The 25,279-nt window shown below is 51.9% G+C and carries 24 protein-coding genes and 1 tRNA gene; 13 read left to right on the top strand and 12 right to left on the bottom strand.

Annotated features, from left to right (window positions below):
- Positions 1–38: 38 nt before the first annotated feature.
- The 3 genes from MT343_RS01765 to MT343_RS01775 form a co-directional block, all read right to left on the bottom strand.
- A complete protein-coding gene (locus MT343_RS01765) occupies positions 39–320 on the bottom strand; it encodes a single-stranded DNA-binding protein (protein WP_145470694.1) in 282 nt (93 codons plus the stop codon).
- A gap of 30 nt (positions 321–350) precedes the next feature.
- Positions 351–2,150, bottom strand: a complete 1,800-nt coding sequence (locus tag MT343_RS01770) for a replication endonuclease (RefSeq protein ID WP_145470696.1) — start codon at positions 2,148–2,150, stop codon at positions 351–353.
- Between the two features lie 90 nt (positions 2,151–2,240).
- Entirely contained in the window at positions 2,241–2,456 is a 216-nt protein-coding gene (locus MT343_RS01775; protein WP_145470698.1) for a helix-turn-helix domain-containing protein, read from the bottom strand.
- 147 nt (positions 2,457–2,603) lie between these two features.
- Between MT343_RS01775 and MT343_RS01780 the strand changes: the two genes are divergently transcribed.
- Both MT343_RS01780 and MT343_RS01785 read left to right on the top strand, forming a co-directional pair.
- The gene (locus MT343_RS01780; protein ID WP_145470700.1) at positions 2,604–3,215 is read left to right on the top strand and encodes a hypothetical protein; all 612 of its coding nucleotides are present in this window, start codon (positions 2,604–2,606) and stop codon (positions 3,213–3,215) included.
- A 7-nt stretch (positions 3,216–3,222) separates the two neighbouring features.
- Positions 3,223–4,218, top strand: coding sequence for a phage integrase (locus MT343_RS01785; RefSeq protein ID WP_145470702.1), 996 nt, complete (start codon positions 3,223–3,225; stop codon positions 4,216–4,218).
- Here the strand turns inward: MT343_RS01785 and MT343_RS01790 are convergent.
- The 7 genes from MT343_RS01790 to MT343_RS01820 all read right to left on the bottom strand — a co-directional run bounded on the left by MT343_RS01790 (position 4,207) and on the right by MT343_RS01820 (position 10,727).
- A complete protein-coding gene (locus MT343_RS01790) occupies positions 4,207–4,863 on the bottom strand; it encodes a DUF3800 domain-containing protein (protein ID WP_186436025.1) in 657 nt (218 codons plus the stop codon). The genes MT343_RS01785 and MT343_RS01790 overlap by 12 nt on opposite strands.
- A gap of 251 nt (positions 4,864–5,114) precedes the next feature.
- Positions 5,115–5,190, bottom strand: a tRNA-Phe gene (locus tag MT343_RS01795).
- Between the two features lie 82 nt (positions 5,191–5,272).
- Positions 5,273–5,551, bottom strand: a complete 279-nt coding sequence (locus MT343_RS01800; RefSeq protein WP_145470706.1) for an oxidative damage protection protein — start codon at positions 5,549–5,551, stop codon at positions 5,273–5,275.
- On the bottom strand, positions 5,548–6,651 hold the full coding sequence (gene mutY, locus MT343_RS01805; protein ID WP_145470708.1) for an A/G-specific adenine glycosylase: 1,104 nt from the start codon (positions 6,649–6,651) through the stop codon (positions 5,548–5,550). Before mutY ends, MT343_RS01800 begins: the two co-directional genes overlap by 4 nt.
- A 61-nt stretch (positions 6,652–6,712) precedes the next feature.
- The gene (locus MT343_RS01810; RefSeq protein ID WP_145470710.1) at positions 6,713–9,136 is read right to left on the bottom strand and encodes a bifunctional diguanylate cyclase/phosphodiesterase; all 2,424 of its coding nucleotides are present in this window, start codon (positions 9,134–9,136) and stop codon (positions 6,713–6,715) included.
- Positions 9,137–9,561: 425 nt separating this feature from the next.
- Positions 9,562–10,206, bottom strand: coding sequence for an MlaC/ttg2D family ABC transporter substrate-binding protein (locus MT343_RS01815; RefSeq protein ID WP_145470712.1), 645 nt, complete (start codon positions 10,204–10,206; stop codon positions 9,562–9,564).
- A 110-nt stretch (positions 10,207–10,316) separates the two neighbouring features.
- Positions 10,317–10,727, bottom strand: a complete 411-nt coding sequence (locus MT343_RS01820; RefSeq protein WP_186436026.1) for an acetyl-CoA sensor PanZ family protein — start codon at positions 10,725–10,727, stop codon at positions 10,317–10,319.
- A 145-nt stretch (positions 10,728–10,872) separates the two neighbouring features.
- On the opposite strand from MT343_RS01820, the gene hisB reads away from it, so the two are divergent.
- The 6 genes from hisB to MT343_RS01850 all read left to right on the top strand — a co-directional run bounded on the left by hisB (position 10,873) and on the right by MT343_RS01850 (position 16,690).
- The gene (gene hisB, locus MT343_RS01825) at positions 10,873–11,463 is read left to right on the top strand and encodes an imidazoleglycerol-phosphate dehydratase HisB (RefSeq protein WP_145470716.1); all 591 of its coding nucleotides are present in this window, start codon (positions 10,873–10,875) and stop codon (positions 11,461–11,463) included.
- A 17-nt stretch (positions 11,464–11,480) separates the two neighbouring features.
- Complete coding sequence (gene hisH, locus MT343_RS01830) at positions 11,481–12,125, top strand: imidazole glycerol phosphate synthase subunit HisH (protein ID WP_145470717.1); 645 nt, start codon at positions 11,481–11,483, stop codon at positions 12,123–12,125.
- Positions 12,126–12,153: 28 nt separating this feature from the next.
- Complete coding sequence (gene hisA / locus MT343_RS01835; RefSeq protein ID WP_145470719.1) at positions 12,154–12,894, top strand: 1-(5-phosphoribosyl)-5-[(5-phosphoribosylamino)methylideneamino]imidazole-4-carboxamide isomerase; 741 nt, start codon at positions 12,154–12,156, stop codon at positions 12,892–12,894.
- A gap of 1 nt (position 12,895) precedes the next feature.
- Positions 12,896–13,660, top strand: a complete 765-nt coding sequence (gene hisF, locus MT343_RS01840) for an imidazole glycerol phosphate synthase subunit HisF (RefSeq protein WP_145470721.1) — start codon at positions 12,896–12,898, stop codon at positions 13,658–13,660.
- Positions 13,661–13,768: 108 nt separating this feature from the next.
- Positions 13,769–14,182, top strand: coding sequence for a hypothetical protein (locus MT343_RS01845; protein ID WP_145470723.1), 414 nt, complete (start codon positions 13,769–13,771; stop codon positions 14,180–14,182).
- Positions 14,183–14,503: 321 nt separating this feature from the next.
- Entirely contained in the window at positions 14,504–16,690 is a 2,187-nt protein-coding gene (locus MT343_RS01850) for a TonB-dependent receptor plug domain-containing protein (RefSeq protein ID WP_186436027.1), read from the top strand.
- 99 nt (positions 16,691–16,789) lie between these two features.
- Here MT343_RS01850 and serA read toward each other — a convergent pair whose 3' ends face one another.
- Positions 16,790–18,019, bottom strand: a complete 1,230-nt coding sequence (gene serA, locus MT343_RS01855; protein ID WP_145470727.1) for a phosphoglycerate dehydrogenase — start codon at positions 18,017–18,019, stop codon at positions 16,790–16,792.
- 232 nt (positions 18,020–18,251) lie between these two features.
- Here serA and MT343_RS01860 point away from each other — a divergent pair, with 232 nt between their 5' ends.
- On the top strand, positions 18,252–19,655 hold the full coding sequence (locus MT343_RS01860; RefSeq protein WP_145470729.1) for an FAD-binding oxidoreductase: 1,404 nt from the start codon (positions 18,252–18,254) through the stop codon (positions 19,653–19,655).
- Positions 19,656–19,742: 87 nt separating this feature from the next.
- On the opposite strand, the gene MT343_RS01865 is transcribed toward MT343_RS01860, so the two are convergent.
- Positions 19,743–22,211, bottom strand: coding sequence for a penicillin-binding protein 1A (locus tag MT343_RS01865; protein WP_243989451.1), 2,469 nt, complete (start codon positions 22,209–22,211; stop codon positions 19,743–19,745).
- Between the two features lie 205 nt (positions 22,212–22,416).
- Here MT343_RS01865 and MT343_RS01870 point away from each other — a divergent pair, with 205 nt between their 5' ends.
- From MT343_RS01870 to MT343_RS01885, 4 genes are read left to right on the top strand one after another with little or no spacing between them, the layout of a single operon-like run.
- A complete protein-coding gene (locus tag MT343_RS01870; RefSeq protein ID WP_366516530.1) occupies positions 22,417–23,514 on the top strand; it encodes a pilus assembly protein PilM in 1,098 nt (365 codons plus the stop codon).
- Positions 23,514–24,062: a PilN domain-containing protein gene (locus MT343_RS01875; protein ID WP_145470732.1), complete on the top strand. Its 549-nt coding sequence runs from the start codon at positions 23,514–23,516 to the stop codon at positions 24,060–24,062. Before MT343_RS01870 ends, MT343_RS01875 begins: the two co-directional genes overlap by 1 nt.
- Positions 24,063–24,066: 4 nt before the next feature.
- A complete protein-coding gene (locus MT343_RS01880) occupies positions 24,067–24,711 on the top strand; it encodes a type 4a pilus biogenesis protein PilO (RefSeq protein WP_145470734.1) in 645 nt (214 codons plus the stop codon).
- Between the two features lies 1 nt (position 24,712).
- Entirely contained in the window at positions 24,713–25,252 is a 540-nt protein-coding gene (locus MT343_RS01885; protein WP_145470736.1) for a pilus assembly protein PilP, read from the top strand.
- Positions 25,253–25,279: the final 27 nt, after the last annotated feature.

Below are 25,279 nucleotides of genomic sequence, written 5' to 3' on the forward strand. Positions count from 1 at the left end.
ATTCAATGGCCTGTGCGGGGTCAACTTCAGGAAACACGTTATGAGGCCTTTGAAACCGCGCGAGGGGCTTCAGCAGGCTTTAAACGCAGCTCGAACGGATTGAGTTCGAGGTTTTTAAAGCGGCCTACCTGAAAGGTGCTGACATCGAGTGTGTATTCACCAATAGGTTTGGCATCCGCAGGGTTGCGGAGTGGGATTTCAATTTGTTGAGGAAAGGCACCGCCCAGGTGAGCGTAAGCCTCCTGGAAGTAACGGATTCCGTTCTTGGTGCTACGGGATTGGGCCTGATGATGGCCGTCAATGATGCTGATGCTTAACATGGTTTTTACCTCATGGTGGTTGGCGTAGAGTTATTGAAACAAGTCCAAGGCAGCAGGCTGCGCCTGCTGCATGTAGACGCTGTGCAATGACACAGGAAGCTGTTGATTCTGTTCCTGGATCTCTTCAAGAATGTCGGCAATACCGTCCATAATCTTCTGGCGGGCTTTGATGACCTTCTCGTTCTCACGGATCTGCCAGAAGTGGGTTCGGCTTAAGACCGTAATACCGTGAATCAGAATGCCCACAACACGCTCTTTGGCTTCATCGCCATAACGGGTGTGGGTGACTTCGGTAATCTCGCCTGTGGCAAAATCCAGCTTCTCCGACAAGGCATAAGTAGGCCGTGCCAGATACTCATTGCGTGGGATATTCGGGCCGCCCATGGCTTTTACGAATGCAGCCCAGTCACCAGCGTCAGCAGCTTGTCTAACTTGTTCGACGACACCTTCCTGCTCGCTCAGGCGTCTGAGTTCTCTCCATACCGTCACGCTTGGGCCTCCTATGGGCTGAAATTGGCGAATGCGGTTTGTTCTGGCCCATGCTTCGATTCGTTCAGCCGTTTCGTATGGGTTCTTACCGTTCCAGTCTTTGTCTTTTGCGGCCTGTTCATCGTTGTCGATTCCGTGGCCGTCGATGTTTTTACTGATGTACTTAATGATGTAGCCGGTTGCGGAGTACTCCCGCCCGGTTGCCGGATTGATACCAGTTTTAATTTTTTCTACTTTTACGCGGTGTTGGGCTGCACCCTTTTCGTCAGGTGAATCTTTCAGTGCCCAGCGGTGGAAGATTGAAACCAGTTCCTCACTGCGTTCTTTTTGAACGAATAAAAGGAAATGCCAATGAGGTGTGCCATCGTGGTGAGGTTCTGCAACGCGAAAGCCATAAGGGCGAATACCTTCACGGTGGAATTTGGCCTGAATCTTTGCCCAGGTAGAGCACAGATATTCCTGTGTGTCGCGTGGCGTTGCCCCATCAAATTTCCCATTTGGAACGACCTTGATTACCTTGCCGGACTCACCGGTTATTTTGGTCATACGATGGAAGCGAGAGGGGGCTGTGAATGTCACAAACAGGGCTTCATGCCCCATTTCTTTAGCAAGAACTTCGTATCCCTTACAGCGGGTAATCAGTTCTAGGCGGCGGATAGCCGGATTGGATACCCCCAGATCTGACAGCTCAGCGAGTGTATATTCCTGATCAAGTTCGTTGACTGCGATTTGCGCTTGCAGGAATGCACGGTTAGCCAGTTTCTGCTTGCGATGCTCATTCAGTGAAATCGTTGAGCAATAAGGAACGGCATGGTTGTGAACCTGCTTCAGCTCACGGGACACGGCTTCTACCGTAGTCTTTTTCAGCCGCATCAAATTGCGTTTCCACCATTTTTCGCAGCAGAGCCGAGCCAGACAGGCCTCAGTATTATTTGAGTGGTTTTCGGGGGCCGGTGGTGTGAGGGTGTATGACAGAGCGAGTTCAGAGCAGGACTGGTAAGCGTTTTCTGTGCTCAAGCCATTAGCAATACCAAGGCAGATTGAGGCCAGCTTACCGGCAAACTCCGTTACCTGTTCAGGATCTGAAAGCAGGTTGAAGTCCCGGATCTGAAGCGTTTTATCAAGGTCAAGCAAGCGTAGATTCGCCTGCACATGGGATTGCTTCTGAGCAATCTCCAGATACTCAGCTTTGATTGCTGAAGCCAATGGAAAGAATTTGGTGAAGAAACGCTCACGGAACACAGCGCACTCATGGGTACCAAAGCCCATGAGCTCATGATCTGAATGTAAATGGCGATCATGGCCGACAAACTGGCCACGACTGAGTGGTTGAGATACCATTCGTGCGTTCCTTTTTTAGCGAATCGGGACAAACTGAGGGTGTTGGCGCACCCTTGGAGGTCTTACCAGTTGGCGCTGGTAAGGCCACTCTTAACGTTCAAACTCTGCTTCAAGCGCTTCTTTCGTAATCAATGCGACATTGACCATTCGGTGCTTGCCGATCTTCACGGTTGGCAGATGGCCACGATCAATCATTCCCCTGATAGTCTCTTCCGTCAGCCCCGTGAGCTGAGAGAACAGCTTTTTGGTTACAACTGGCCCTAACTGAAGAACGCCTGCCTGGCTAGTGGATTGGATGTCTTCCATAGGAATCTCGTATCTATTGTTTACGAATTTTGTATCTATATTGTTTATTTTTGATGGCTAATTGGCCGTCTGTCAATCATTTGTTTTTGTTTTTAGTAAACTTATGATTTAATTTCACTATCCTGCACATTGTTACATGGTGAAAGAATGAGCATTGAAGCGCGTGCCAAGATTCTGGTTCAGTCCTTGGGGGTCTCTTTAGGTGAGCTTGAAAAGGGGAGTGGAATCTCAAAACAGGTTTGGAGTAATGCGTTCAGGGGAAAGCAACGCATGAACTCATCACATATCGAGTACCTGGGGGCAACTTATCCGGAATACAGCTATTGGCTGGTAACAGGTGATGAAAACGCAGGATTGAGCCCGGTTAATCGTGATACCTATGATTACTTTATTCAGAAAGGCGAGATCTACGCTACAGCAGTATCAGAGTACCGCTATGTTCAAACGATTTTGGCTTTCATCTCTGATAAGTCGGGTATAGCTGATCTTGAGCAAGGTGGACAAGCGAGTCCGTTACCGTCTCAAAGACGGGAATGGCAAGAGAAAGCACTGTCTGACATTGGCAGGAGGTACAGCGAAGCAATTACTTATTCTCCTGATGGAGGCAAAGACGGCATCGATAACTTCTTCAGGAGTCTGGCTATGGCGGATCTGAATGAGATATCGACGGAATACGGATCTGAAAGCCGTGAGTACTTGATGTGCAGTCGCTACTTTATTGAGCTGCTGATTCCTGGATCAACTTCCAATGTTTTCTGACTAAGTTATGACCATTAAGAAAGACGGCGATAAATGGCTAGTTGACCTTTATCCACATGGCCGGGGAGGCAAGCGAGTACGGAAGAAATTTGATACTCGGGGGGAAGCTGCCAGGTTTGAAAAGTTTGTCATCTCTTCGGCTAGTTCAGAAAAGGAATGGAACGCTTCAAAGGCTGACAAGCGTTTGCTTTCTGAGTTGATTCACAAATGGTATGAGCTGCATGGATATTCACTGAAGGATGGTGATAGACGGCGGTCTAAGCTGCTGCAAACTGCTGAGAGATTAGGCAATCCAATTGCGCTGTCATTGACGGCAAAAGAATTTTCTTACTACAGGTCAATTCGAATAGATTCTGAAGGCGTATCTCCGAACACCTTGAATCATGAACTTGCCTATCTTAAGGCGGTGTTTAATGAGTTGGCCCGCTCGGGAGAGTGGGAAACGGAAAATCCCTTAAAGAATATAAAACCTTTGAAGCTTGATGAGGTTGAACTGTCCTGGCTTAGCAGGGAGCAGATTGCTGCTCTTTTGGCTGAGCTTGAACAGAGCAGGAATGACTCAGCGTTGGTAGTCACGAGGATCTGCTTGGCAACAGGAGCAAGGTGGGGTGAGGCTGAAGGGCTTAATGCCAATCAGTTTCGGGATGGAAAGATAACCTTTGCGAAGACCAAAAGTGGAAAGGTTAGGGCAATCCCATATTCCGATGAGGTCGTTGATCGCTATATCTCAGGTAAAAGCGGGCAGCTATTTGAGCCCTGTTCTGGAGCATTTAGAAAGGCGATTGAAAGGAGTGGGATTGAGTTGCCGGCAGGTCAGTTAACCCATGTGTGCAGACACACGTTTGCGAGTCACTACCTTATGAATGGCGGGGATATACTGACGCTTCAGCGGATTCTGGGGCATTCTAGTTTGACAATGACGATGCGCTACTCACATTTTGCACCGGATCATTTGGCAGATGTTTTAGTGAAGAACCCTCTGGGCTGCTACTCAAAAAAATAATTCGTGGTTTTCTAAGTCGTCAGCAAGAACCTTAAAGTAATCTTCATTCAGATCTTCGTATTGTGCTCGAACAACCCCAGATAGCATATCCGCAAATTGAAGGCCGAGACAATTTGCGCTGTCTACAGGGCATGTAGCGAGTTGCGTATTTGAATTTAGTTCGAACCAGAGCTCTGTTTGAAGGTAATCATGGAGGCTGTTTCCACTTTCGACCCGAATCGTTCGGGGATCTGGAACGAGCGTAATGCTCTCGTATTGAGTCATGTACTCACACAAGAATTTTTTGATCATGTAGTTGTACAGTTTGTTGCTGTCGCTCTGACGTTCGGGGGCAACATTTTCTTTTCTTACAGTTATGGCTCTAATGTGGATGTCTGGGTTGCTTGAGCAGAGAGCCTTCACTCGGCTGCTAAAATCAAGCTTTTGTAGTTTGCTCATTTGGGCCCACTTCATTTCCTCTGAGGTCGGCCACTTGTATTTCTGATAGAGCTTTTTAATTAACCTTTTCGGAAGATGCTTTTTTTCTGTTGGAGCTATAACAGCTGCAATGGTCAAGAATCGACTAGAGCCACCACGGCGATAGGGCGAGTCAAACTTCCAACCCAAGTCGCCGCTTTCATCCAAATATACAATTGCAGATCCCACGCATCGAGCTCCCAAAAAAAAACCTCCACGTGGGAGGCTTCTATTCGATTTGTTAGACAATCCCTAGAGCCGACGCACTCACAGTACGCTTACGAAGAACTCGCGGTTGATCTAGGATTTACTTGTCTAACAAAAATATAGCACCCTAATTCGACCTTCACAACTAAATATATTGTGTAGTCAGTTTGTAGTCAGGGTGCTTTGCTATTCCAGCAGGCGTGCTCGCAAGTTGCTGAAATATATACAATTAATGGTGCCCAGAGGCGGAATCGAACCACCGACACGGGGATTTTCAATCCCCTGCTCTACCGACTGAGCTATCTGGGCGTCTTGCTGAACAACCTTGTGTTCGTCAAGTGGCGCGTATTAAACCCGTTGGCTGAGGGAGTGTCAACCCCTCGCAATCGGTTTATTTATCTTTATTTTCAGGAACATAGCCTTCGGCCTTGTCGAACTCGTCGCCGCTGAAGAATTTGTCCCGTTGTTCGGTCAGATATTTGCGCGCCTGCATGTCCATCATATTGAGGTGTTTCTCGTTAATCAGGCGGGTCTGGTGCACGGTCCACTCATCCCAAGCCTTCTTTGACACATGCTGGAAGATCTCTTCGCCTTTCGGGCCGGGGAAGGGCTGGCTGCTCAGGCCTTCAAGTTCCTGTTGGTACTTTTTGCAGAAAACGGTGCGGGTCATAACAATTCCTCGGACGGTATGCCGGATTCGGCGCTGGTGCCGGCCATGCTTTGCAGCAGCATTTTTACCGGTGCTGCCAGGCCCAGCGTGCTGGGGTTGCGGGGATTGTACCAGTGTTGCTGCTGGTCGCCAGTTTCGCCTACGGCGAGATGGCTGTGCGGCAGACGGATGAGTATCGGCTGAATATGCAGGTGATAGTGGCTGAATGTGTGGCGGAAAGGGGTCAGCCACTGCTCTTCATCATCGCTGCTGTGATGATTGAGCTGTTCCTGCAGCAGTTGCCGGGCCTGTTGTATGTCCTGCGCCTCCGGAAAGCTCCATAAGCCACCCCAGATACCTTTCTGCGGGCGCTGCAGCAGCAGGTATTCGCCAGCCGGGTTCTGAATCATCAGCAGCAGGCTGTGCTTTTCCGGTTTTTCTTTTTTCGGTTTGCTGTTCGGGAACTGTGTTGGCTTGCCGGTTTGTAAGCCCTCACATTGTGGCTGCAGCGGGCAGATACCACAGGCGGGTTTGCTGCGTGTGCAGAGAGTGGCGCCCAGATCCATCATCGCCTGGGTGTATTCACGTGAACTGTGTTGCGGCGTCAGTTCTTCCGCCAGCGTCCACAGCTGGTTCTGTACTTTCGTTTCGCCGGGCCAGCCTTCAATCGCGAAGAAGCGGGTCAGAACGCGTTTGACGTTGCCGTCGAGAATCGGCGCATTGATATTCATGCTGATGGAGGCGATGGCGGCGGCGGTGGAGCGGCCGATGCCCGGCAGTTCGCTTAAGGCTTCGACGCTGCGCGGAAACTCGCCGTTAAAGTCGCGCGCCACGGCCTGAGCACAGGCGTGCAGGTTGCGTCCGCGGGCGTAGTAACCGAGGCCGGTCCACAGGTGCAGAACGTCGTCCTGAGTCGCGGCGGCCAGCGCCTGCACATCGGGGAAACGCTGCATAAAGCGTTCAAAATAGGGAATCACTGTGCTGACCTGGGTTTGCTGCAGCATGATTTCGGAAACCCAGACCCGGTAAGGATTAATCTGTTGCTGCCAGGGCAGGTCTTTGCGGCCGTGTTTGTGATACCAGCCGAGCACGGCATCGGCGAAAGAAAATGAGCGCGTCATAAATACAGATGATTAAGATTTGGGCGCCAGTATAGGTATTTCAGCGTTGTGGAACGAGGGCTTATTGCAGCAGGCTGATATGGTTGCCCTGCTGACGCATGCGCTCGTTTTCGTTGAGGAACTGATGCAGCTGGCCCAAAGAGAGTGGCCGGCTGAACAGATAGCCCTGGCCCTCATCGCAGTTGTTCTGCCGTAAAAAGTGCAGCTGCTCCTGGGTTTCGACGCCTTCAGCTACCACCGTCATACTCAGTTTATGCGCCATGGCGATTACCGCAGCGGTGATTGCCATATCGTTCTTGTCGTCCGGGATATCCATAACAAAGGAGCGGTCGACCTTCAGTACGTCAATCGGGAAGCGTTTGATATAGGCCAGAGATGAGTAGCCGGTACCAAAGTCATCGATGGCGATGGCAACACCGATTTTTTTGATTTCCTGCATGATCTGGATCGCGCTTTCTACGTCTTCCATCAGCGTACTTTCGGTAATTTCCAGCTCCAGACAGTGGGGCGGGATCTGACTGATTTCGATCACACTGTTAATACGGGCCAGCAGGCTCGGGTCGGTAAACTGACGGGCCGAGAGGTTAACCGCAACCTTGGCGGTATTGGGAAGTACATTGCTGCGGATCAGTGAGCTGATCTGACGGCAGCTTTGCTCCAGCACCCAGCTGCCGATTTCAATAATTTGTCCGGTTTCTTCTGCAACGGGAATAAAACGGTCGGGAGTAATCATGCCTTTGTCCGGGTGCTGCCAGCGGATCAGGGTTTCAACACCGGTGACGCTGTAATCGAACAGGCTGATTTTAGGCTGGAATACCAGACTGAATTGTTCGCGGTTAATGGCTTCGTTGATTTCTTTTTCCAGTGACAGGTGTTCGAGAATCGACTGGTTCATATCCTCGGAGAAAAACTGGAAGTTGTTGCGTCCAAGCTCTTTGGCGCGGTACATGGCCAGGTCGGCATTTTTCATCAGGGTGTTAACGTCAGTGGAATCGTCCGGCGTCAGGGTAATACCGATACTGACAGTGGTGACGATGTCCTGACCTTTGATACGGATGGGCTTGGCCAGTGCCAGCAGCAGTTTTTCGGCGACCACCAATACGTCGGAGGTGTGATGAACATCGGTCAGCAGGATGGTGAATTCGTCACCGCCGATGCGCGATACGGTGTCATTTTCGCGCACGGTAGCGCTTAAGCGGTTGGAAACTTCTTTCAGCAGAATATCGCCGGCATCGTGACCCAGGGTGTCGTTGATGCGTTTGAATTGATCCATATCGAGGAACATCAGCGCCATCGAAGAGCCGGAACGCAGTACGCTTTTAACGGCTTTTTCCAGACGGTTTTTAAACAGGCGGCGGTTGGCAAGGCCGGTCAGCGGGTCGTAAAAGGCGAGGTTTTCCATCTGAATCTGGGCGGCTTTCAGCTCGGAAATATCTGAAATAGCCCCTAAATAACCCAATAATTCGCCATGACGGTCGTGCAGGGCACTGGCCAGTAACTGAATCCAGGTATGGCTGTGATCGCGGCGTACCAGACGCAATTCCAGTGCGATACTTTCCTGTTCGCAGATCAGCCGGTTCCAGGCTTGCTGGGTGGTGCTGAGATCATCCGGGTGAATACGGGCAAACCAGTCCTGCAGGCTGGGTAATTCATCGGGAATGCCATGAATATCGCGCCAGCGCTGATTCACATATTGCAAACGTTGCTTGCCATCGACCTGAAAAATACCAACGGGCGAGAGGGCGGTGAGTTTGCGGAAGCGTTCTTCACTGGTTTTCAGCGAGGCGTTTTCGTCTTCAATAGTCAGCAGCAGACCGTTGAACAGATCGACCAGATCGCCCAGTTCATCGTTATTTTCTTTGGCTGCGCGGATGGAGTAGTCCTTGTTGAGCATAATATGGCGCAGGGTATTGCCCAGATCTTTCATGGGCCTGGCGACGACGTCCTGCAGCTTGGTCGCCAGGAAAATCGCCAGCAAAACCGCCGCTGCGAGAATCAGCAGTGAAAAAATCAGAAACTGATTAATTCGTTGCAGCAGGTCTTTGTGGCTGATCTCTATATAGAGAGTACCGATGGGGTTGTTGTCCAGCAGAATGGGGAAAAACTGGGCGAAATTACTGTGCTGATTATTTTGCAGGCCCTGCAGGATTTCCGGGCACTGTGTTGCGCCGTCTTCCGGATGATAAGACGCTGCCAGCGCCTGGCTTTCGGCATAGATACAGCCACGCACAACACTGCTATCGGCGCGCAGGGTATTCAGATTGGTGCGCAGTAAGGCGAAGTCGCTGAAGGTCAGGGCGGCGGTAGCACGGTTGGCAATAACTTCACCCAGTACGGTCAGTTTTTTCTGGGTGTCCTGGCGGCTCAGATAGTATTCGAGAGAAATAAAGGCGAGGTTTGAAACCAGCAGGGTCAGGCCTGTGGTAATCAGAGCGATGATAACCAGCTTACGGCGCAGCGACTGTGCGCTGAGAGAGCGGATCACAGCTCACTCTCCTGCGCATGCCCGGGATAACCCTGTGTGCAAATCATCGGATGGATACGATTCTCCCGTTGAATAAAACTGCTCATGCGACCCTGCTGCACAACACTCTCCGATTCCCTGCTGCTGGCAATATGCCCCAGGCTGAATACCTGCCAACAATCCTGTTGAGTGGCCGCGACAGAGGCATCTGCATGATTCTGGCGGCCGGAGACAGACAATAAACTGCTGTGCCGGATTGCGGAAGATATTCCTTCGCGGCGGAGGCGGGCTTTGCCGAGTATGTCCGCCTGCGTACGGCACCTTCTTCAGCTTAGGTAAGGAGTGTGAGGATTACCATTGTCTGGCGAAACGCAGGCATAAAAAAACTGGCCGCAAGGGCCAGTAATAGGGGAGGAAAAAAACAAGAAAGAGAGACTTGCTGTAACTTAGTTGGCGTCCTGTGCAGAAAGTTCCGCCAGCAGTTCATTCATGCTGATATTTTGCAGACGCTCGCTCAGTTGCTCGCGGTAGGTTTTCACCATACCCAGGCCAGCAATGACGGCATCGTAGATACGCCATTCCTGGCTGTCTTTATCGCGGTACAGGCGAAAGTCCACAGGAATCGTGTTGCCATTGTTCTGTTTCAGCGTGCCTTTAACCAGTGCTTTATCGCCGCTGTCATTAAAGCGTGCTTCATCAAATTCGAACTGTTCGCCATTAAAGGCTTTAAAGGCACCACTGTAGGTGCGGATCTGCAGCTCACGGAAGCGGTCAATAAAGGCCTGACGCTGCTCCGGGTTGGCGCGGCGCCAGTACTTGCCCAGTGCGCCCATGGCGATTTTTTCCTGATCGATAGCGGGCACGATATAGGTCTGCACCAGGCGGCGGACTTCCTCTTCGGTGCGCTGTTCCGGCTGCAGTTTGTTCAGCTCGTTAATGATGCCCAGCGTTGCTGAAGCAACTACATCGCGTGGTGCAACTTCAGCCGTAACGGCTGTCGTACCAGTCTCATTGGCTGCAACACCGGAGCAGGCAAGCAATGCGGCTAAAAAAACCGCAAAGGTTGATAATGTCTGGATAGCGATTCGCATATTGGTTATCCGTCAGGAGACTTACAGTTTGACCAGTATGGCTATCGGCGCCGGAGATGAAAAGGTGGCGGTTTATGAATTTTTTGTTGCGTCCATGCAACGATGATGGGTTATTTGTCTGGATTGTATGTCCATAAGTTATCTTTCAGCGTGAATCCGCGGTGCTGCAGAGCAGCAGTAAGGTCGTCCGGGCAGGCTTCAATACGGAGTGTTTTTCCTTCGCCGGTCGCCCACTGCTGAATAAAATGCAGTAACTGGTGCATCACGCCACGGCGCTGGGTGATGGTGCGTACCGCCGCCTGTTGCAGAAGTACTCCCTCGTTGCTTTCGTTTGCCAGAATCACGCCGATAATACGGTCGTTAAAACGTCCGGCCATAATCCAGCCACCACTCTGCAGGTGTTGCTCCAGTGCGGTGCGGTCAGAAAGCAGGCCGTTGGTTGTGGTTTCCTGATGAATTTTGTCGAGATCGTTCCAGTCGGCATCGGCCGGTGACTGGATATGTTCCAATTTAACGGGCACAGCATGGCTCCATAGGATGGCGGGATAGCAGGCCGGAGCGGAATATTGCCGGGAATTTGTCCCGCCGCCTTGTCCCGGCCTATTTTCTTAAGCGCTTTGCTTTATAATGCTTTCTTTTCCTTTTTGCGAGAGTTGGAGCAAGCCCATGGCCCGCAGCGCAACGGTCGAGCGTAATACGCTGGAGACCCAGATCAGCGTCACCATCAACCTGGACGGCACCGGTAAAGCACGCTTTGATACCGGCGTACCTTTTCTGGAACATATGATGGATCAGATTGCCCGCCATGGTCTGATCGACCTCGATATCACCTGTAAAGGTGATAACCACATCGACGATCACCACAGCGTGGAAGACATCGGTATCACCCTCGGTCAGGCATTCGCCAAGGCCGTCGGTGATAAAAAAGGCATCGTCCGTTATGGCCATTCCTACGTGCCGCTGGATGAGGCGTTGTCGCGTGTGGTTGTCGACTTCTCCGGCCGTCCCGGTCTGGATATGAAGGTAGAATTCACCCGTGCCAGCATCGGCAAGCTGGATACTCAGCTGTTCTGGGAGTTCTTCCAGGGTTTTGTTAACCACGCCGGTGTGACTCTGCATATCGATAACCTGAAAGGCTTTAACGCCCACCATCAGGCCGAAACCATTTTCAAAGCCTTCGGCCGCGCACTGCGTATGGCGCTGGAGCTGGATCCACGCATGGCCGGTGTTATGCCGTCCACTAAAGGTTGCCTGTAAGCACAAGGGATAAATGAATGAGCAGTAAACTCTGTGCAGTGATTGATTACGGCATGGGCAATCTGCACTCCGCCCATGGCGCGCTGCAGACTGTGGCGCCGGATACCAAAGTGGTGGTTACCAGCGATGCCGACGTGATCCGCAAAGCTGATCACGTGGTATTGCCCGGTGTCGGTGCTATCCGTGACTGTATGGCAGAAATCCGCCGTCAGGGAATCGATCAGGTCGTGGCCGAAGTGCGTGAAAGCAAGCCACTGCTGGGCATCTGTGTGGGCCTGCAGGCCATGATGGAACGCAGCGAAGAAAACGGCGGCGTTGAGTGCATGGGATTATTTCCCGGCGAAGTAAAATTCTTCGGCAATGATCTGGTGGAAAACGGCGAACAACTGAAAGTCCCGCATATGGGCTGGAACCGTGTTGAGCAGGTTGCGCACCCGCTCTGGGCCGGTATCGCCGATAACAGCCGTTTCTACTTTGTGCATTCCTATTATGTGCAGGCGGCGAATGTTGCCCAGGTGAAAGGCCGTGGCCATTACGGCGTCGACTTTGCGGCGGCGATGGGCGAAGACAACGTTTTTGCGGTGCAGTTTCACCCTGAAAAAAGTCATAACGCCGGTCTGGCGTTACTGAAAAACTTCCTCGCCTGGGATGGTCAGGCCTGATTCCAAATTCAGAATGTAAGGTAAAACAATGCTGGTAATTCCTGCGATTGATTTAAAAGATGGTCAGTGTGTGCGTTTGCGTCAGGGCCGTATGGAAGATTCCACCGTCTTTGGCGATGATCCGGTTTCTATGGCCAAGCGCTGGGTCGATGCCGGCTGTCGCCGCCTGCACCTGGTGGATCTGAACGGTGCATTCGCCGGTACTCCGGTTAACGGCGAAGCGGTGACGGCAATCGCCAAAGCCTTTCCGGGTCTGCCGATTCAGATTGGTGGCGGGATCCGTACACTGGAAACCATCGAGCATTACATTAAGGCTGGCGTCAGCTATGTGATTATCGGTACCAAGGCGGTTAAAGAGCCGGAGTTTGTTAAAGAAGCCTGTAAGGCATTTCCGGGCACTGTCATTGTCGGTCTGGATGCGCAGGATGGCTTTGTGGCGACCGATGGCTGGGCGGAAGTGTCTGATGTTAAAGCCGTCGATCTGGCCAAGCAGTTCAAAAACGACGGTGTAACCTCCATCGTTTATACCGATATTGCCCGTGACGGCATGATGCAGGGCGTGAACGTCGAAGCCACGCTGCAGCTGGCGGTTGAGGGGGGGATCCCGGTGATCGCCTCCGGTGGCGTCACCAATATCGAAGATATCCGTGCGCTGTCCAAAGTGGCCAGCCAGGGCATTCTGGGTGCTATTACCGGCCGTGCGATTTACGAAGGCACGTTGGACGTCGCCGAAGCTCAGACGCTGGCTGACGAGTTAACAGGAGCCTGATATGGCGCTCGCCAAACGTATTATTCCTTGTCTGGATGTTGATAAAGGACGTGTTGTTAAAGGTGTGAACTTTGTTGGTATCCGCGATGCCGGAGACCCGGTGGAAATCGCCAAGCGTTATAACGACCAGGGCGCCGACGAAATTACCTTCCTTGATATTACCGCCAGTCACGAAGGTCGTGACACCACGGTGCATATGGTGGAAGCCATCGCCGAACAGGTATTTATCCCGCTGACCGTGGGTGGTGGCATCCGCGAGCTGGACGATATTCGCCGTATGCTGAATGCTGGCGCTGATAAGGTGTCGATTAACTCTGCCGCGGTATACAACCCGGAGTTTGTTAAAGCGGCGTCAGATAAATTTGGTGCGCAGTGTATTGTCGTTGCGATTGACGCCAAGCAGGTCGGTGATAATCACTGGGAAATCTTTACCCATGGTGGCCGCAAGGCGACCGGTATCAATGCGGTAGAGTGGGCGGTAAAAATGGCTGAATTCGGCGCTGGTGAAATCCTGCTGACGTCTATGGACCGTGATGGCGTGAAATCGGGTTTCGACCTCGGTGTTACTCGTGCTATTGTTGATTCTGTTAATATACCGGTGATCGCCTCAGGTGGTGTGGGCAACCTCGACCATCTGGTGGATGGCGTGAAGATCGGTCATGCCGATGCGGTGCTGGCCGCCAGTATTTTCCACTTTGGCGAATACACAGTGCAGCAAGCCAAGCAGCATATGGCTGCGGCGGGCATCGAAATGCGGCTTGATTAACGACCATCTGCAGAAACGGTGATGCTGGTTCTGCAGGTCAATGAAAAAGATTCGCTGGGAGGCGGATCTTTTTATGTTAATTAGCCTGTCAGAATTTAAGGAATGACAATGGGACTTAAGGAAAAAAAAGCAGCACGTGATTTCGAACAGGATCGTTTGGATTCATTGAAGGCTCAGATCTTCGAAGCTGCTAAGTTCGAGTTCGAAATTGAAATTAAGTGGGACACCATTACCATTGATGGTTACTCACATCTGTATGATCAAACCTGGCCTTTGATTTATTTTGAGCCAGTAATTATTGCACTTAAAGAATTGTGCGCCGATGATTTTTGCCAGGAAGCCGTCCAGGCTGATCTGAAAAAAATAGTTATTGAAAATGATGGCGATATTCATAACTCCGATAAATGTGCCTCATACAGCGATGGTGTGTTAACGATTAACCACTCGCCAATTATCAATGCAGAGAATCAGGTGCAGGATCGTGCGAAAACCATTCGGGAAGTTATCGAAAACGCACTTTAAGTAACGACGTTCTTCTTGTAATAAAAAAACAGACCGCATATTGGCGGTCTGTTTTTTTATAAGCTGCCGTAAAATATTATTCATTACGTAAAAATTGTCAGGCCTGTGATACCAGTCGGTAAGTTCTGTCGTCCTGAATCGCTGCTGCACAAGCATTCTGTATAGCTTCTGCCCTGTGTTTATGGGCTCTGGCCGATCTGTTGCGGTATTAACAGGCATGCCGTAATTGTGTACTATCTGGCCACTTATATGGGGCAGGGATGCATAATGAAATCGGGGAACAGGCGCGGGTATGCGGGCCGGATACTGCTTTGCTCATGCATGGTAATATCCGTCACCTCTGTGGCTGCAGAGATTGATGCCTTTGAATTCGAGCCCGATATCCCTCAGGTTTTAACCCCGGTTCGTCTGCAGCAACCGCTGGCTGAAGTTCCCGCCGCTGTCACCGTTATTACCGCCGAACAGATCCGTCTCTGGGGTGCGGCCGATATCCCCTCTTTATTCCGCTTTGTTCCCGGACTGTTTGTCGCCCGCGAACTGGATTCCAATCGTACCAGTGTGGTTTATCACTCGGGTGAGGTATCGCTGGCGCGGCGGCTGGAAGTGCTGGTGGATGGCCGCTCGGTGTATAAAGCCTCTTTTGCCAATGTCGACTGGGATCAGCTCGGCATTGCCCTGCAGGATATTGAACGCATTGAAATTACCCGTGGTCCGAGTGCGGCCAGTTACGGTATGAATGCCCTGCAGGGTGTTATTCACATTATTACCCGACACCCGGCTGACAGTGCGCGTTTGCGCCTGAATGGCAGCTTTGGCTCAGAGCAACGTCCGCAATTCTATGCCAGCATCAGCCAGCAGGGGGCGCAGCAACAAAGCCGTCTAAGTCTGTTTGGCTGGCGGGAAGGTGAGCATGGTGGCTACCATGCGGATGCTGGCGATCAGGGTGGATTTCCGGATCTGCGTCAGGTGCGTGGGCTGAACTGGTCCGGAGCCTGGCAGGTGGATATGGATAACGAGTTGCGCTGGCAGATTGGGCGCCAGCAATTGCAGCGTGATTATCTCGCTGATAGTAATTTTCAGACCGACTCGCCACAGCAGACGGCACAGTCAGATCTGGGCTGGCTGCGCTGGCGCAGTCAGCGTTCGGCCGATCATGAGGTTCAGCTTCAGGCCTATTGGCAGGCCGATAACAGTGAAGTGGATTACCACGCCTGTGCGCCGTCCATGGCATTTGATGCACAACTGAGTGAGTTGTATCAGCAGCATCCGCAGCTGGCAGAAAAGCTCGGTTATGGCCTGATGCCGCTGCAGAATCCGGCGTTAAGCAGCAGCGAGCGCAGTGCGATTACTCAGCTCTATCAGGGGCTGGCAGCGGGGGTATTTGATGCCGCGCAATTACAGCAGGGGCTGGGATTAACTGCGGCGGTAACGGCCGGTGAATACAGCTCGGCGCAGCAGATTGTGCAGCGTGCTGTGGCTGCCAATGCTCTGGATCAGATGTTATGCGGGCGTGGTGATCTGGATGTCTATGAGCAACGCTTTGATATTGAACTGCAGGATACCCGGCGCTGGAGCGAGCAATTGCGTTCGGTACAGGGGATCGGGTTGCGGCGTGATCTGGTGAATTCAGCAACTTATCTGCAGGGTGAAGTCCGCAACGACCAGTGGCTGGCCTTTGCCAGTGCGGAATATCGCCCGGCACCACCCTGGCTGCTGTCAGCCGGACTGATGGCACAGTATCAGAGCGAAGAGGAAGTCAGCTACCTGCCACGACTGGCGCTGAATTATCTGCCCGCGGCCGATCAGAGTATCCGCGTGCAGTATTCGCGCAGCCGCCGCACTCCGGATATTGCCGAGCGTTATCTGAATGGCCGTGCGGTACTCACGGATTTAAGCAGTAATTATCTCAATCTGGATCAGGGTGGCTTGTTTATTAATGCCAACGCCGATAGCTGGCGTGATGGTTTGCGCGATGAACGTATTCAGGCCTGGGAGTTGGGCTACTTTTTACATTTACCGCAGGCGGCATTGCAGCTGGATATCAAGGTTTTCCGCGAACAGCTGGATGATCTGATTGGCAGTAATGTGACCCTGAACAGTGCCTCGCTTGCCAATGAAGGTCAGATGACCCTGAAGGGTGTTGAGTCACAGCTGCAGTGGCAGCCTTCGGGGAATCACAGTATCTGGCTGGCATTGTTGCGCCAGCAGCGTGACAGCAGCCGTGCCGGCGAGCTGCTACTGGGGGCAGAGAGCAGTGCGCGACTGGTCTGGACCCACAGTGCTGAGCAGCAGGAGCAAATGCTCGGTATTCTCTGGGATGCAAACCGGCAGAATAATGATTCGGGGCAGGGGCGCTACCGGCAGCAGCGTTTGCTGGCACGCTGGAGCTGGCGTACCTGGCTTGGGGAGTGGTCGCTCAGCAGTCAGTATGATGCCTTGCCTGAGCAGGTACTGTATGAAACCACGCCGCGCTGGCTGAATCGCCTTGGCTGGCAGATGAGCTGGTGATGGCGGTACGAAGTAACAGATAAACAGCAGGCATAAAAAAACGGCAGCCAGGGCTGCCGTTTTTTATTGCCGCAATCACAGGGATTACAGCGGAACCGATCAGTACAGTACGCGGGCGCGGATAGTGCCTTCGACAGTTTTGATCTTTTCCAGAGCCAGTTCAGAAGCGTCAGCAGCAACATCAATCACCACATAACCCACTTCTTCAACAGTCTGCAGGTACTGACCTGAGATATTGATACCGTTCTCGGCGAAAATGCTGTTGATCGCATTCATCACGCCAGGAACGTTCTGGTGAATGTGCAGGATACGGTGCACGTTTTTGTTGCCTGGCAAAGCCACTTCCGGGAAGTTAACAGAAGAGGTCGTGGTACCGTTATCACTGTACTGAGCCAGCTTCTCGCCCACTTCTTTACCGATGTTTTCCTGTGCTTCAAGGGTAGAACCACCCACGTGCGGAGTCAGGATGACGTTGTCGAATTCACGCAGCGGAGTAATGAACTCTTCGCCGTTAGCGCGTGGCTCAACCGGGAATACGTCGATCGCAGCGCCCAGCAGTTTTTTGCTGCGGATGGCTTCGGCCAGAGCGTCGATATCAACCACGGTACCGCGCGAGGCGTTGAGCAGGATAGAACCCTGTTTCATCTGTGCGAACTGCTCAGGCCCCATCATCCACTTGGTAGCTGCGGTTTCTGGTACGTGCAGGGAAACAACATCGGCCAGATTCAGCAGTTCGTTCAGGGAACCAACCTGCTTGGCGTTACCCAGTGGCAGTTTGGTAACCACGTCGTAGAAGTACACGTCCATACCCATGCTCTCAGCCATTACAGACAGCTGAGTACCGATGGAACCGTAACCGATGATGCCCAGTTTCTTACCACGGATTTCGTAAGAGTTATCCGCAGACTTGTTCCAGCCGCCACGGTGACACTGGGCATTACGCTCAGGAATACCGCGCATCAGCATGATGATTTCGGCCAGAGACAGTTCGGCAACGGAACGGGTGTTGGAATAAGGTGCGTTGAAAACCGCAACACCACGCTTGGTGGCCGCTTTCAGGTCAACCTGGTTGGTACCGATACAGAAGCAGCCCACGGCGATCAGTTTTTCGGCAGCTTCGAAGATTTCGTCGGTCAGCTGAGTGCGGGAGCGGATGCCGACAAAGTGTGCGTCTTTGATGCGGGCTTTCAGCTCGTCATCCGGCAGCGAGGTCTTCAGGTACTCGATGTTGGTGTAACCGGCGGCATTCAGGGTCTCGAGAGCCGACTGGTGTACGCCTTCCAACAAGAGAAATTTGATCTTGCTTTTATCGAGGGAGGTTTGAGCCATGATGGTACCTATATGCAGTATGTAGAACCGTTGCGGTGAATCCGGCCGGTGCTTGCACGGTACAGCACAGGTAACGACAGGCGCCGGACTCACTTCCGGAGCGAAAACCACTCCGAAAAATAAGGCGCGTATGCTAGCATACCCGGCCTGTTAACGTGAGCCTCAAACTCGCTTTTCATCGCGAAGAATACTCAATTTGAGGTGAATGACATTCATCTATGCGGAATCTCCCATGACTGCCCTGACTCAAGACGCCCTGATTGAACGGTTATCGGCCATTGTTGGTGCCGATAAGGTTCGTACCGATGCAGACTCTCTGGAAACCTTCGGTAAAGACTGGACCAAAATCTACGCGCCCAAGCCAACTGCGATCGTGTTCCCGAAAACCACCGAGCAGGTGCGCGATATCGTACTGCTGGCCAATGAGCATCAGCTGGCACTGGTGCCATCCGGTGGCCGTACCGGTCTGAGTGCCGGCGCGGTGGCAGCCAATGGCGAAATCGTTGTGGCCTTCGATTATATGAATCAGATCAGCGACTTTAATGCCGTTGACCGTACCGTTAAATGCGGTGCCGGGGTGATTACCGAACAGCTGCAGAATTACGCCGAAGAGCAGGGCCTGTTTTACCCGGTGGATTTCGCTTCTGCGGGCTCCAGCCAGATTGGCGGTAACATCAGCACCAATGCCGGCGGTATTAAAGTAATCCGCTGGGGTATGACCCGTGACTGGGTGGCGGGTCTGACCGTAGTAACCGGTCAGGGCGAAATTCTGCGTCTGAATAAAGACCTGCTGAAAAACAACACCGGCTACGATATGCGTCAGCTGTTTATCGGCGGTGAAGGCACGCTCGGCTTTATTACGGAAGCTACCATGCGCCTGACCCGTACACCGAAAAACCTGACTGTACTGGTGCTGGCGATTCCTGAACTGGACGACGTGATGAAGGTGCTGAACCAGTTCCAGGGCAGCATGGATCTGACTGCATTTGAGTTCTTCTCCGATAAAGCCATGCGTAAAGTACTGGCGCGCGGCGATGTGCCTGCGCCGTTCGACAGCAGTGCCGATTTTTATGCGCTGATCGAATTTGAAGCCGTCACCGATGCCGACATGGATCTTTCCATGAGCCTGTTCGAGCAGTGTGTGGAAAACGGCTGGGTGGTTGATGGTGTGATCAGTCAGAGTGAAACCCAGGCGGCGAATCTGTGGCGTCTGCGTGAGGATATTTCTGAAACCATTTCCGAGTGGACACCGTACAAAAACGACATTTCCGTGGTTGTTTCCAAAGTACCGCCATTCCTGAACGATATTGATGAAATCGTAACCCGTGAATATCCGGATTTTGAGATTATCTGGTTCGGCCATATCGGTGATGGCAACCTGCACCTGAATATTCTTAAGCCGGATGCGCTGGCGAAAGAAGAGTTCTTCGAGCGTTGTGCCAAGGTATCCAAATGGGTATTTGAAATCGTGCAGAAATACGACGGCTCGGTTTCCGCCGAACACGGCGTAGGCATGACCAAAAAGCCGTATCTGGAATATACCCGCTCAGCGGCTGAGCTGGCTTATATGAAAGCGGTGAAAGCGGTATTCGATCCGAATAACGTGATGAATCCGGGTAAGCTGGTGGATCTGTAAGCGCCGTTTTATCGTTTGAAATAAACACAAAAAAGGCCGGTTGATCCGGCCTTTTTTATGTCTGTATTTCGTCCTCAGCAGTGTTCGTTAGAACAGCTGCTCCGGCACCAGCTCAGTTTCACCACTGCCGTTGGTTGGTGTGATTTTAACCGGCTGGCTGGGCACATCTTCTTCTCTGAAATATTCAAAAATGGCATTGTTTTGCCCCGGTGCTGCCAGTAAGCCGGTTTCCGGGTCAATGCGTACGCTGACGATTCCTTCCGGTTGCTCGAATGGATGCTCGGGCACACCGTTCAGGGCGCTGCCCATATAATCGACCCAGACCGGCAAGGCGGTGTTGGAGCCAAATGCCCAGCGGCCGAGGGTTTTCGGCTGGTCAAAGCCAATCCATACGGTAGTTACCAGATCGGGGCTGAAACCGGAGAACCAGGCATCCTTCTGATCATTGGTAGTACCGGTTTTACCGGCCAGATCATCACGGTTCAGTGCCAGCGCGCGTTTACCGGTTCCCAGGCGCACCACGTCTTTCAGCATGCTGATCATCAGGAAGTGGGTGCGTGAGTCCATGACGCGTGGTGCGGTGGGCAGCGCTTCTTCCTGCTCTTCCGGCTGCGATTCTGTTTCCGGGTTCAGCTGTTGTTGCAGTTGCTGCTCCAGCAATTCGCTGGCGGCAAGTTGTGCCTGGCCAGCTTCGGTCGCCTGCTGTTTCTCACACTCACGACACACAGTTCGGGGGTTGGCACTAAACAGGACGTTGCCGCTGCTGTCTTCGATACGGCTGATCAGATAAGGATCGACGGCATAGCCGCCGTTAGCCAGTACGCAGTAACCGGTGGCCAGCTCCATCGGAGTAACGGCTGATGCCCCCAGAGCCAGCGACAGGTCGGCATTCAGCTTGCTGCGCGGGAAGCCGAAGGGCTCAATATAATTGACGGCTTTGCCTGGTCCGACCTGCTTCAGAATACGGATAGACACCAGATTCTGCGACTTATAGAGCGCTTCACGCAGACGGGTCGGGCCGTAAAACTTGCCGCTGTTATTCTGCGGGCGCCAGGTGTTTTCCAGGCTGGCGTCTTCGAATACCACCGGCGCATCATTAATAATGCTGGCGGGTGTGAAACCGTTAGCCAGCGCAGAACTGTATATGAACGGCTTGAATGCAGAGCCTGGCTGGCGCTCGGCCTGGATTGCGCGGTTGAATTTGTTGCTGCCAAAAGAGAAGCCTCCAACCAGAGCCTGTATGGCGCCATCTTTTGGACGCAAAGAAACGATGGAGCCTTCGACCTCAGGAACCTGGGCGAGCAGCAGGGCGTCGCGGCTTTCTTCTACCCAGATGCGCTGACCAATACTGAGTACATCGGATGGTTGCTTGGGCTCGGCACCAATGATGTTGACGTCAACGTAGGGTTTGGCCCAGAGCATGCCGCTGAATGGCAGCCAGCGTTCGCTGTTGTTCTGGTAGATCCAGGCGCCATCTTGTTCGACGCTGCGGACAATTGCCGGAGAAATCAGCCCCATATCATCCTGATCGCGCAGAATGTCATTCCACTGGTCGAGGGTTTGTGGCCAGTCGGTATCATGAGCCCTGTCGGCCTTGCTGAGCCAGGGTTCCAGTTCGGGATTGTCAGCCACTTCAAGGGTCATGACCGGGGCCATCGGTTTGGGCTGGCGGTAACCGTGATCGCGGTCATATTTCAGCAATCCGGTCTGCAGTGCCCGGTTGGCTGCCAGCTGGCGGCTGGCATCAACGGTTGTGTAGACGTTGTAGCCTGCAGTGTAGGCATCATCACCATAGCGCTCGACCATTTCGCGGCGCACCATCTCGGCAACGTAGGGGGCAAGAACTTCGGAGGTTGCGCCATGATAGCGGGCGGTAACCGGAGCTCGCGCAGCCTGGTCAAACTCTTCGGCACTGATCATTTCAAGGGTGCGCATACGTGCCAGTACATAGTTGCGACGATCGAGGGCGCGGCGCGGGTTGTTAACCGGGTTGGCCGCTGAGGGTGCCTGGGGCAGGCCAGCGATCATGGCCAATTGCGCCAGATTCAGCTCCTTGATGGATTTGCCGTAGTAAACCTGCGCCGCCGCTTCGATACCGTAGGCGCGCTTGCCCAGATAGATTTTATTGATGTAGAGCTCGAGGATTTCCTGTTTGCTCAAACTTTGTTCAATTTTCAGAGCCAGCAGAATCTCGGTGAATTTACGCGCAAAGGTCTTCTCCGATGACAGGTAATAGTTCTTGGCCACCTGCATAGTGATGGTGCTGCCACCGGATTTTTTCTTGCCGGTGCGGATCAGCTCGAACACCGCGCGGGCAAGGCCTTTCAGGTCGATCCCGAAGTGTTCAAAGAAGCCGTCATCTTCAGAGGCGAGCAGGGCATTGATGAATTGTGGCGGTGTTTCAGCAAAGGTCAGAGGTGTACGGCGCTTCTCGCCAAACTCACTGATCAGCTTGTCGTCAGCGGAGTACACCCGCAGTGGCGTCTGCAGTTCGATGTCCTTCAGTTCTTCGGTATCCGGCAGGGTCGGAGCGAGATAAAGGTAGATTGCCATCATCAGTATGCCGGCGCCGGCAAAAATGGACATTACGAGCCAAAAAAACAATTGCAGGAGCGGGTGTGACTTAGTCATAAAAAAAGATTGTCATCGCCTCGGGAAGCCAGTGAATATGCGGGTTGCGGCATTATAAGGGTTTTTTGTTCTTTTAATAGGAATGTGCTTATAATGACTTCGACTATATAGGATCTGAGTGAGCTTGTGCGTGCAAGTTCGCGAATTTGATGGGGATTTTGTCGTGCTGGCTAACTTGTTTAATAAGAAGAACAAGGCAATTCTCGGGGTGGATATCAGTTCCACCTCGGTAAAAGTCCTTGAGTTGAGTCGCAATAACGATCGCTATCAGGTTGAAGCTTATGCCGCTGAACCCCTGCCTGCCAACGCTGTGGTTGAACAAAGCATCAGCAATGACGAAGCGGTTGGCGAAGCAATACGTCGTGCTTTGAGTCGTTCCCGTGCCAGTGCCAAGCGTGCAGCTATTGCTGTTGCCGGCTCTGCGGTAATCACCAAAACAGTGCAGATGAACGGCAAGCTGAAAGATGATGAAATGGACTTCCAGATCCGCGCTGAAGCGGATCAGTATATTCCCTATCCTCTGGAAGAAGTTGCGCTGGATTGGGAAATCCAGGGCCCGTCCGACTCTGGCAATGACATGGTAGATGTTCTGCTGGCGGCCTGCCGTTCTGAAACCGTTGAGCGCCGTAAAGACGCGGTTGAATACGCTAACCTCGAAGCTGCGGTTGTGGATGTTGAAGCTTTCTGTACCGAACGCGCCTTCTCTTTATTGGCAGGTCAGCTGGATGGTGACGAGATTGAAACCGTCGCTATTCTGGATATCGGTGCGACTATGACCACGCTCAGCGTGTTGCATGAAGGCAAATCCATTTATACCCGTGAACAGTTATTCGGTGGTAAGCAGCTGAGTGAAGATATCATGCGCCGCTATGGTCTCAGTGAAGAAGAAGCGACACGGGCTAAGCTGGAAGGTGGTTTACCGGATGACTACGAAAGTGAGGTTCTGGAGCCTTTCCGCCGTGCGGTAGTTCAGCAGGTCAGCCGTTCGCTGCAGTTTTTTTACTCGTCCAGCCAGTTTAATGATGTTGATTACATCATTCTTGCCGGTGGTACTTCTTCTATCCCCTATCTGTCGGACCAGGTTCAGGACGCTATGGGTATCGCAACTGTGATTGCCAATCCCTTTGTGAATATGACGCTGTCGCAGAAGGTTAACGCGAATCTGCTGAATGGCGACGCGCCTTCGTTGATGATTGCGTGCGGGCTGGCGATGAGGAGCTTTGATTAATGGCCAATATTAACCTGCTGCCGTGGCGTCAGGCGCTGCGGAAAGAAAAACAGAATGAATTTTACGGCGTGATTGCTCTGGTTGCTTTTGCTGCGGCTGCGATTATTTATCTTGTTAATGATTATTATGAAAGCGGCATTCAGACTCAGAACCGAAGAAATGCCTACATTACCAATGAAACCAAGGTTCTTGAAGCGAAGATATCCGAGATCCGTGAGTTAAAAGATAAACGTAAACAGCTGATTGAGCGGATGGAATTGATTCAGGCATTGCAGGGTAATCGTCCGATTATCGTGCGTGTGTTCGATGAAGTGGCTCGTTCTGTTCCGGAAGACCTTTATTTTTCATCCCTTAGTATCAAGGGGACTGATGTAACCGTTAAAGGGGTCGCTAAGTCTAATAACCGGGTAGCTGCTTTGATGCGTAACTTTGATCAGTCTGACTGGTTTGCCGATCCTGCTCTTATTCGCGTTCAGGCCAAATCAGAGGGCGTGAATGAATTTGAGGTTACGATGAAGCGTGTTCAGCCAAAAGCGGCAGAGGAGTGACAGCATGGCTGACCTGAAAAAAATAGACTTGAAGGCCCTCACCGAGAAGCTTAATGAGTTTCAACTTGATGATCTGAATAATATCGACTGGGAGAATATGGGCTCCTGGCCTTTTCCCGGAAAGGTTGTTTTCTGTGTATTGATTTTTATTGCAGTGCTGGTCGGTGGCTACTTCGGCATAGTGGAAGAGAATCTTGATCGTCTTAGTCGGGAAGTCAAAAAAGAAGCGACTCTGAAAAAAGATTATGAAAATAAGGCTTTTAGCGTGGCCAACCTGGCCGCGTACAAGTCGCAGATGGTCGAAATGGAAGAAAGCTTCGGCTCGCTGCTTAAACAGCTGCCGCGGGATACTGAAGTTCCTGGTCTTATTGACGATATCAGCTCAGCGGCGTTGAGTGCTGGCCTTAAACTGAATGCTATCGATCCGCAGAAAATGACCAAAACAGAATTCTATAACGAGCTGCCAATTGATATTGAAGTGGTTGGTGGTTATCACGAGATGGGGGCGTTCGTATCATCGGTTGCTTCCCTTCCGCGTATTGTGACCTTGCATGACTTTTCTATCGAAAAGTCAGGTAAAGATGGCGCTCTGAAAATGAAAATTCTGGCCAAAACGTATCAATACAGCAGTGATGAGGGAGGTAAGTAATATGAGTAAGCTGATGCTGCCTCTCCTTGTTATCTCTTCTGTTTTTTTGACGGCCTGTTCTGGAACTTCAGACAGCGCAGATCTGAAGCGCTTCGTCGAAGATACTTTGAATAAGCCCCGTGGACGAATTGAGCCTATACCTGTGTTTAAGCCTTATGAGTTTTTCAGCTATAGTGCCGCCGGCTTACGCTCTCCTTTTGAGTTGCCCGTGGTTGCTGATGCCGAGATTAACGTACAGCCGGCGAGTGATATCAGACCTGATCTGGAGCGACCAAAAGAACATCTTGAGCAGTATGCTCTTGGGTCTTTGTCAATGGTAGGAACCCTGGCGCGTGATGACGGTGTGCTCTGGGCTTTAATCAAAGACGGTGACAACAGCGTTGTCCGGGTAAAGGAAGGCAATTATATGGGCCAGAATCATGGCCGTATTCTGTCGATCTCCGAATACAGAATAAATCTGATTGAAATTGTACCTAATGGTATTGGTGGCTGGATTGAGCGGCCGAGAACTTTGGCTCTGGAAGGACTGGGTGGAGAGTAATTTTATGAATACGGTGAAAGGTTTTCA

The organism is Venatorbacter sp. C2-1, from assembly GCF_022832715.1.
Taxonomy (GTDB): domain Bacteria; phylum Pseudomonadota; class Gammaproteobacteria; order Pseudomonadales; family Oceanobacteraceae; genus Venatoribacter; species Venatoribacter alkanivorans.

Coding starts and splice junctions, on each gene's coding strand:
- MT343_RS01765 (WP_145470694.1), bottom strand. CDS start 320: ATGTTAAGCATCAGCATCATTGACGGCCATCATCAGGCCCAATCCCGT.
- MT343_RS01770 (WP_145470696.1), bottom strand. CDS start 2,150: ATGGTATCTCAACCACTCAGTCGTGGCCAGTTTGTCGGCCATGATCGC.
- MT343_RS01775 (WP_145470698.1), bottom strand. CDS start 2,456: ATGGAAGACATCCAATCCACTAGCCAGGCAGGCGTTCTTCAGTTAGGG.
- MT343_RS01780 (WP_145470700.1), top strand. CDS start 2,604: ATGAGCATTGAAGCGCGTGCCAAGATTCTGGTTCAGTCCTTGGGGGTC.
- MT343_RS01785 (WP_145470702.1), top strand. CDS start 3,223: ATGACCATTAAGAAAGACGGCGATAAATGGCTAGTTGACCTTTATCCA.
- MT343_RS01800 (WP_145470706.1), bottom strand. CDS start 5,551: ATGACCCGCACCGTTTTCTGCAAAAAGTACCAACAGGAACTTGAAGGC.
- mutY (WP_145470708.1), bottom strand. CDS start 6,651: ATGACGCGCTCATTTTCTTTCGCCGATGCCGTGCTCGGCTGGTATCAC.
- MT343_RS01815 (WP_145470712.1), bottom strand. CDS start 10,206: ATGCGAATCGCTATCCAGACATTATCAACCTTTGCGGTTTTTTTAGCC.
- hisB (WP_145470716.1), top strand. CDS start 10,873: ATGGCCCGCAGCGCAACGGTCGAGCGTAATACGCTGGAGACCCAGATC.
- hisH (WP_145470717.1), top strand. CDS start 11,481: ATGAGCAGTAAACTCTGTGCAGTGATTGATTACGGCATGGGCAATCTG.
- hisA (WP_145470719.1), top strand. CDS start 12,154: ATGCTGGTAATTCCTGCGATTGATTTAAAAGATGGTCAGTGTGTGCGT.
- hisF (WP_145470721.1), top strand. CDS start 12,896: ATGGCGCTCGCCAAACGTATTATTCCTTGTCTGGATGTTGATAAAGGA.
- MT343_RS01845 (WP_145470723.1), top strand. CDS start 13,769: ATGGGACTTAAGGAAAAAAAAGCAGCACGTGATTTCGAACAGGATCGT.
- MT343_RS01850 (WP_186436027.1), top strand. CDS start 14,504: ATGGTAATATCCGTCACCTCTGTGGCTGCAGAGATTGATGCCTTTGAA.
- serA (WP_145470727.1), bottom strand. CDS start 18,019: ATGGCTCAAACCTCCCTCGATAAAAGCAAGATCAAATTTCTCTTGTTG.
- MT343_RS01860 (WP_145470729.1), top strand. CDS start 18,252: ATGACTGCCCTGACTCAAGACGCCCTGATTGAACGGTTATCGGCCATT.
- MT343_RS01865 (WP_243989451.1), bottom strand. CDS start 22,211: ATGATGGCAATCTACCTTTATCTCGCTCCGACCCTGCCGGATACCGAA.
- MT343_RS01875 (WP_145470732.1), top strand. CDS start 23,514: ATGGCCAATATTAACCTGCTGCCGTGGCGTCAGGCGCTGCGGAAAGAA.
- MT343_RS01880 (WP_145470734.1), top strand. CDS start 24,067: ATGGCTGACCTGAAAAAAATAGACTTGAAGGCCCTCACCGAGAAGCTT.
- MT343_RS01885 (WP_145470736.1), top strand. CDS start 24,713: ATGAGTAAGCTGATGCTGCCTCTCCTTGTTATCTCTTCTGTTTTTTTG.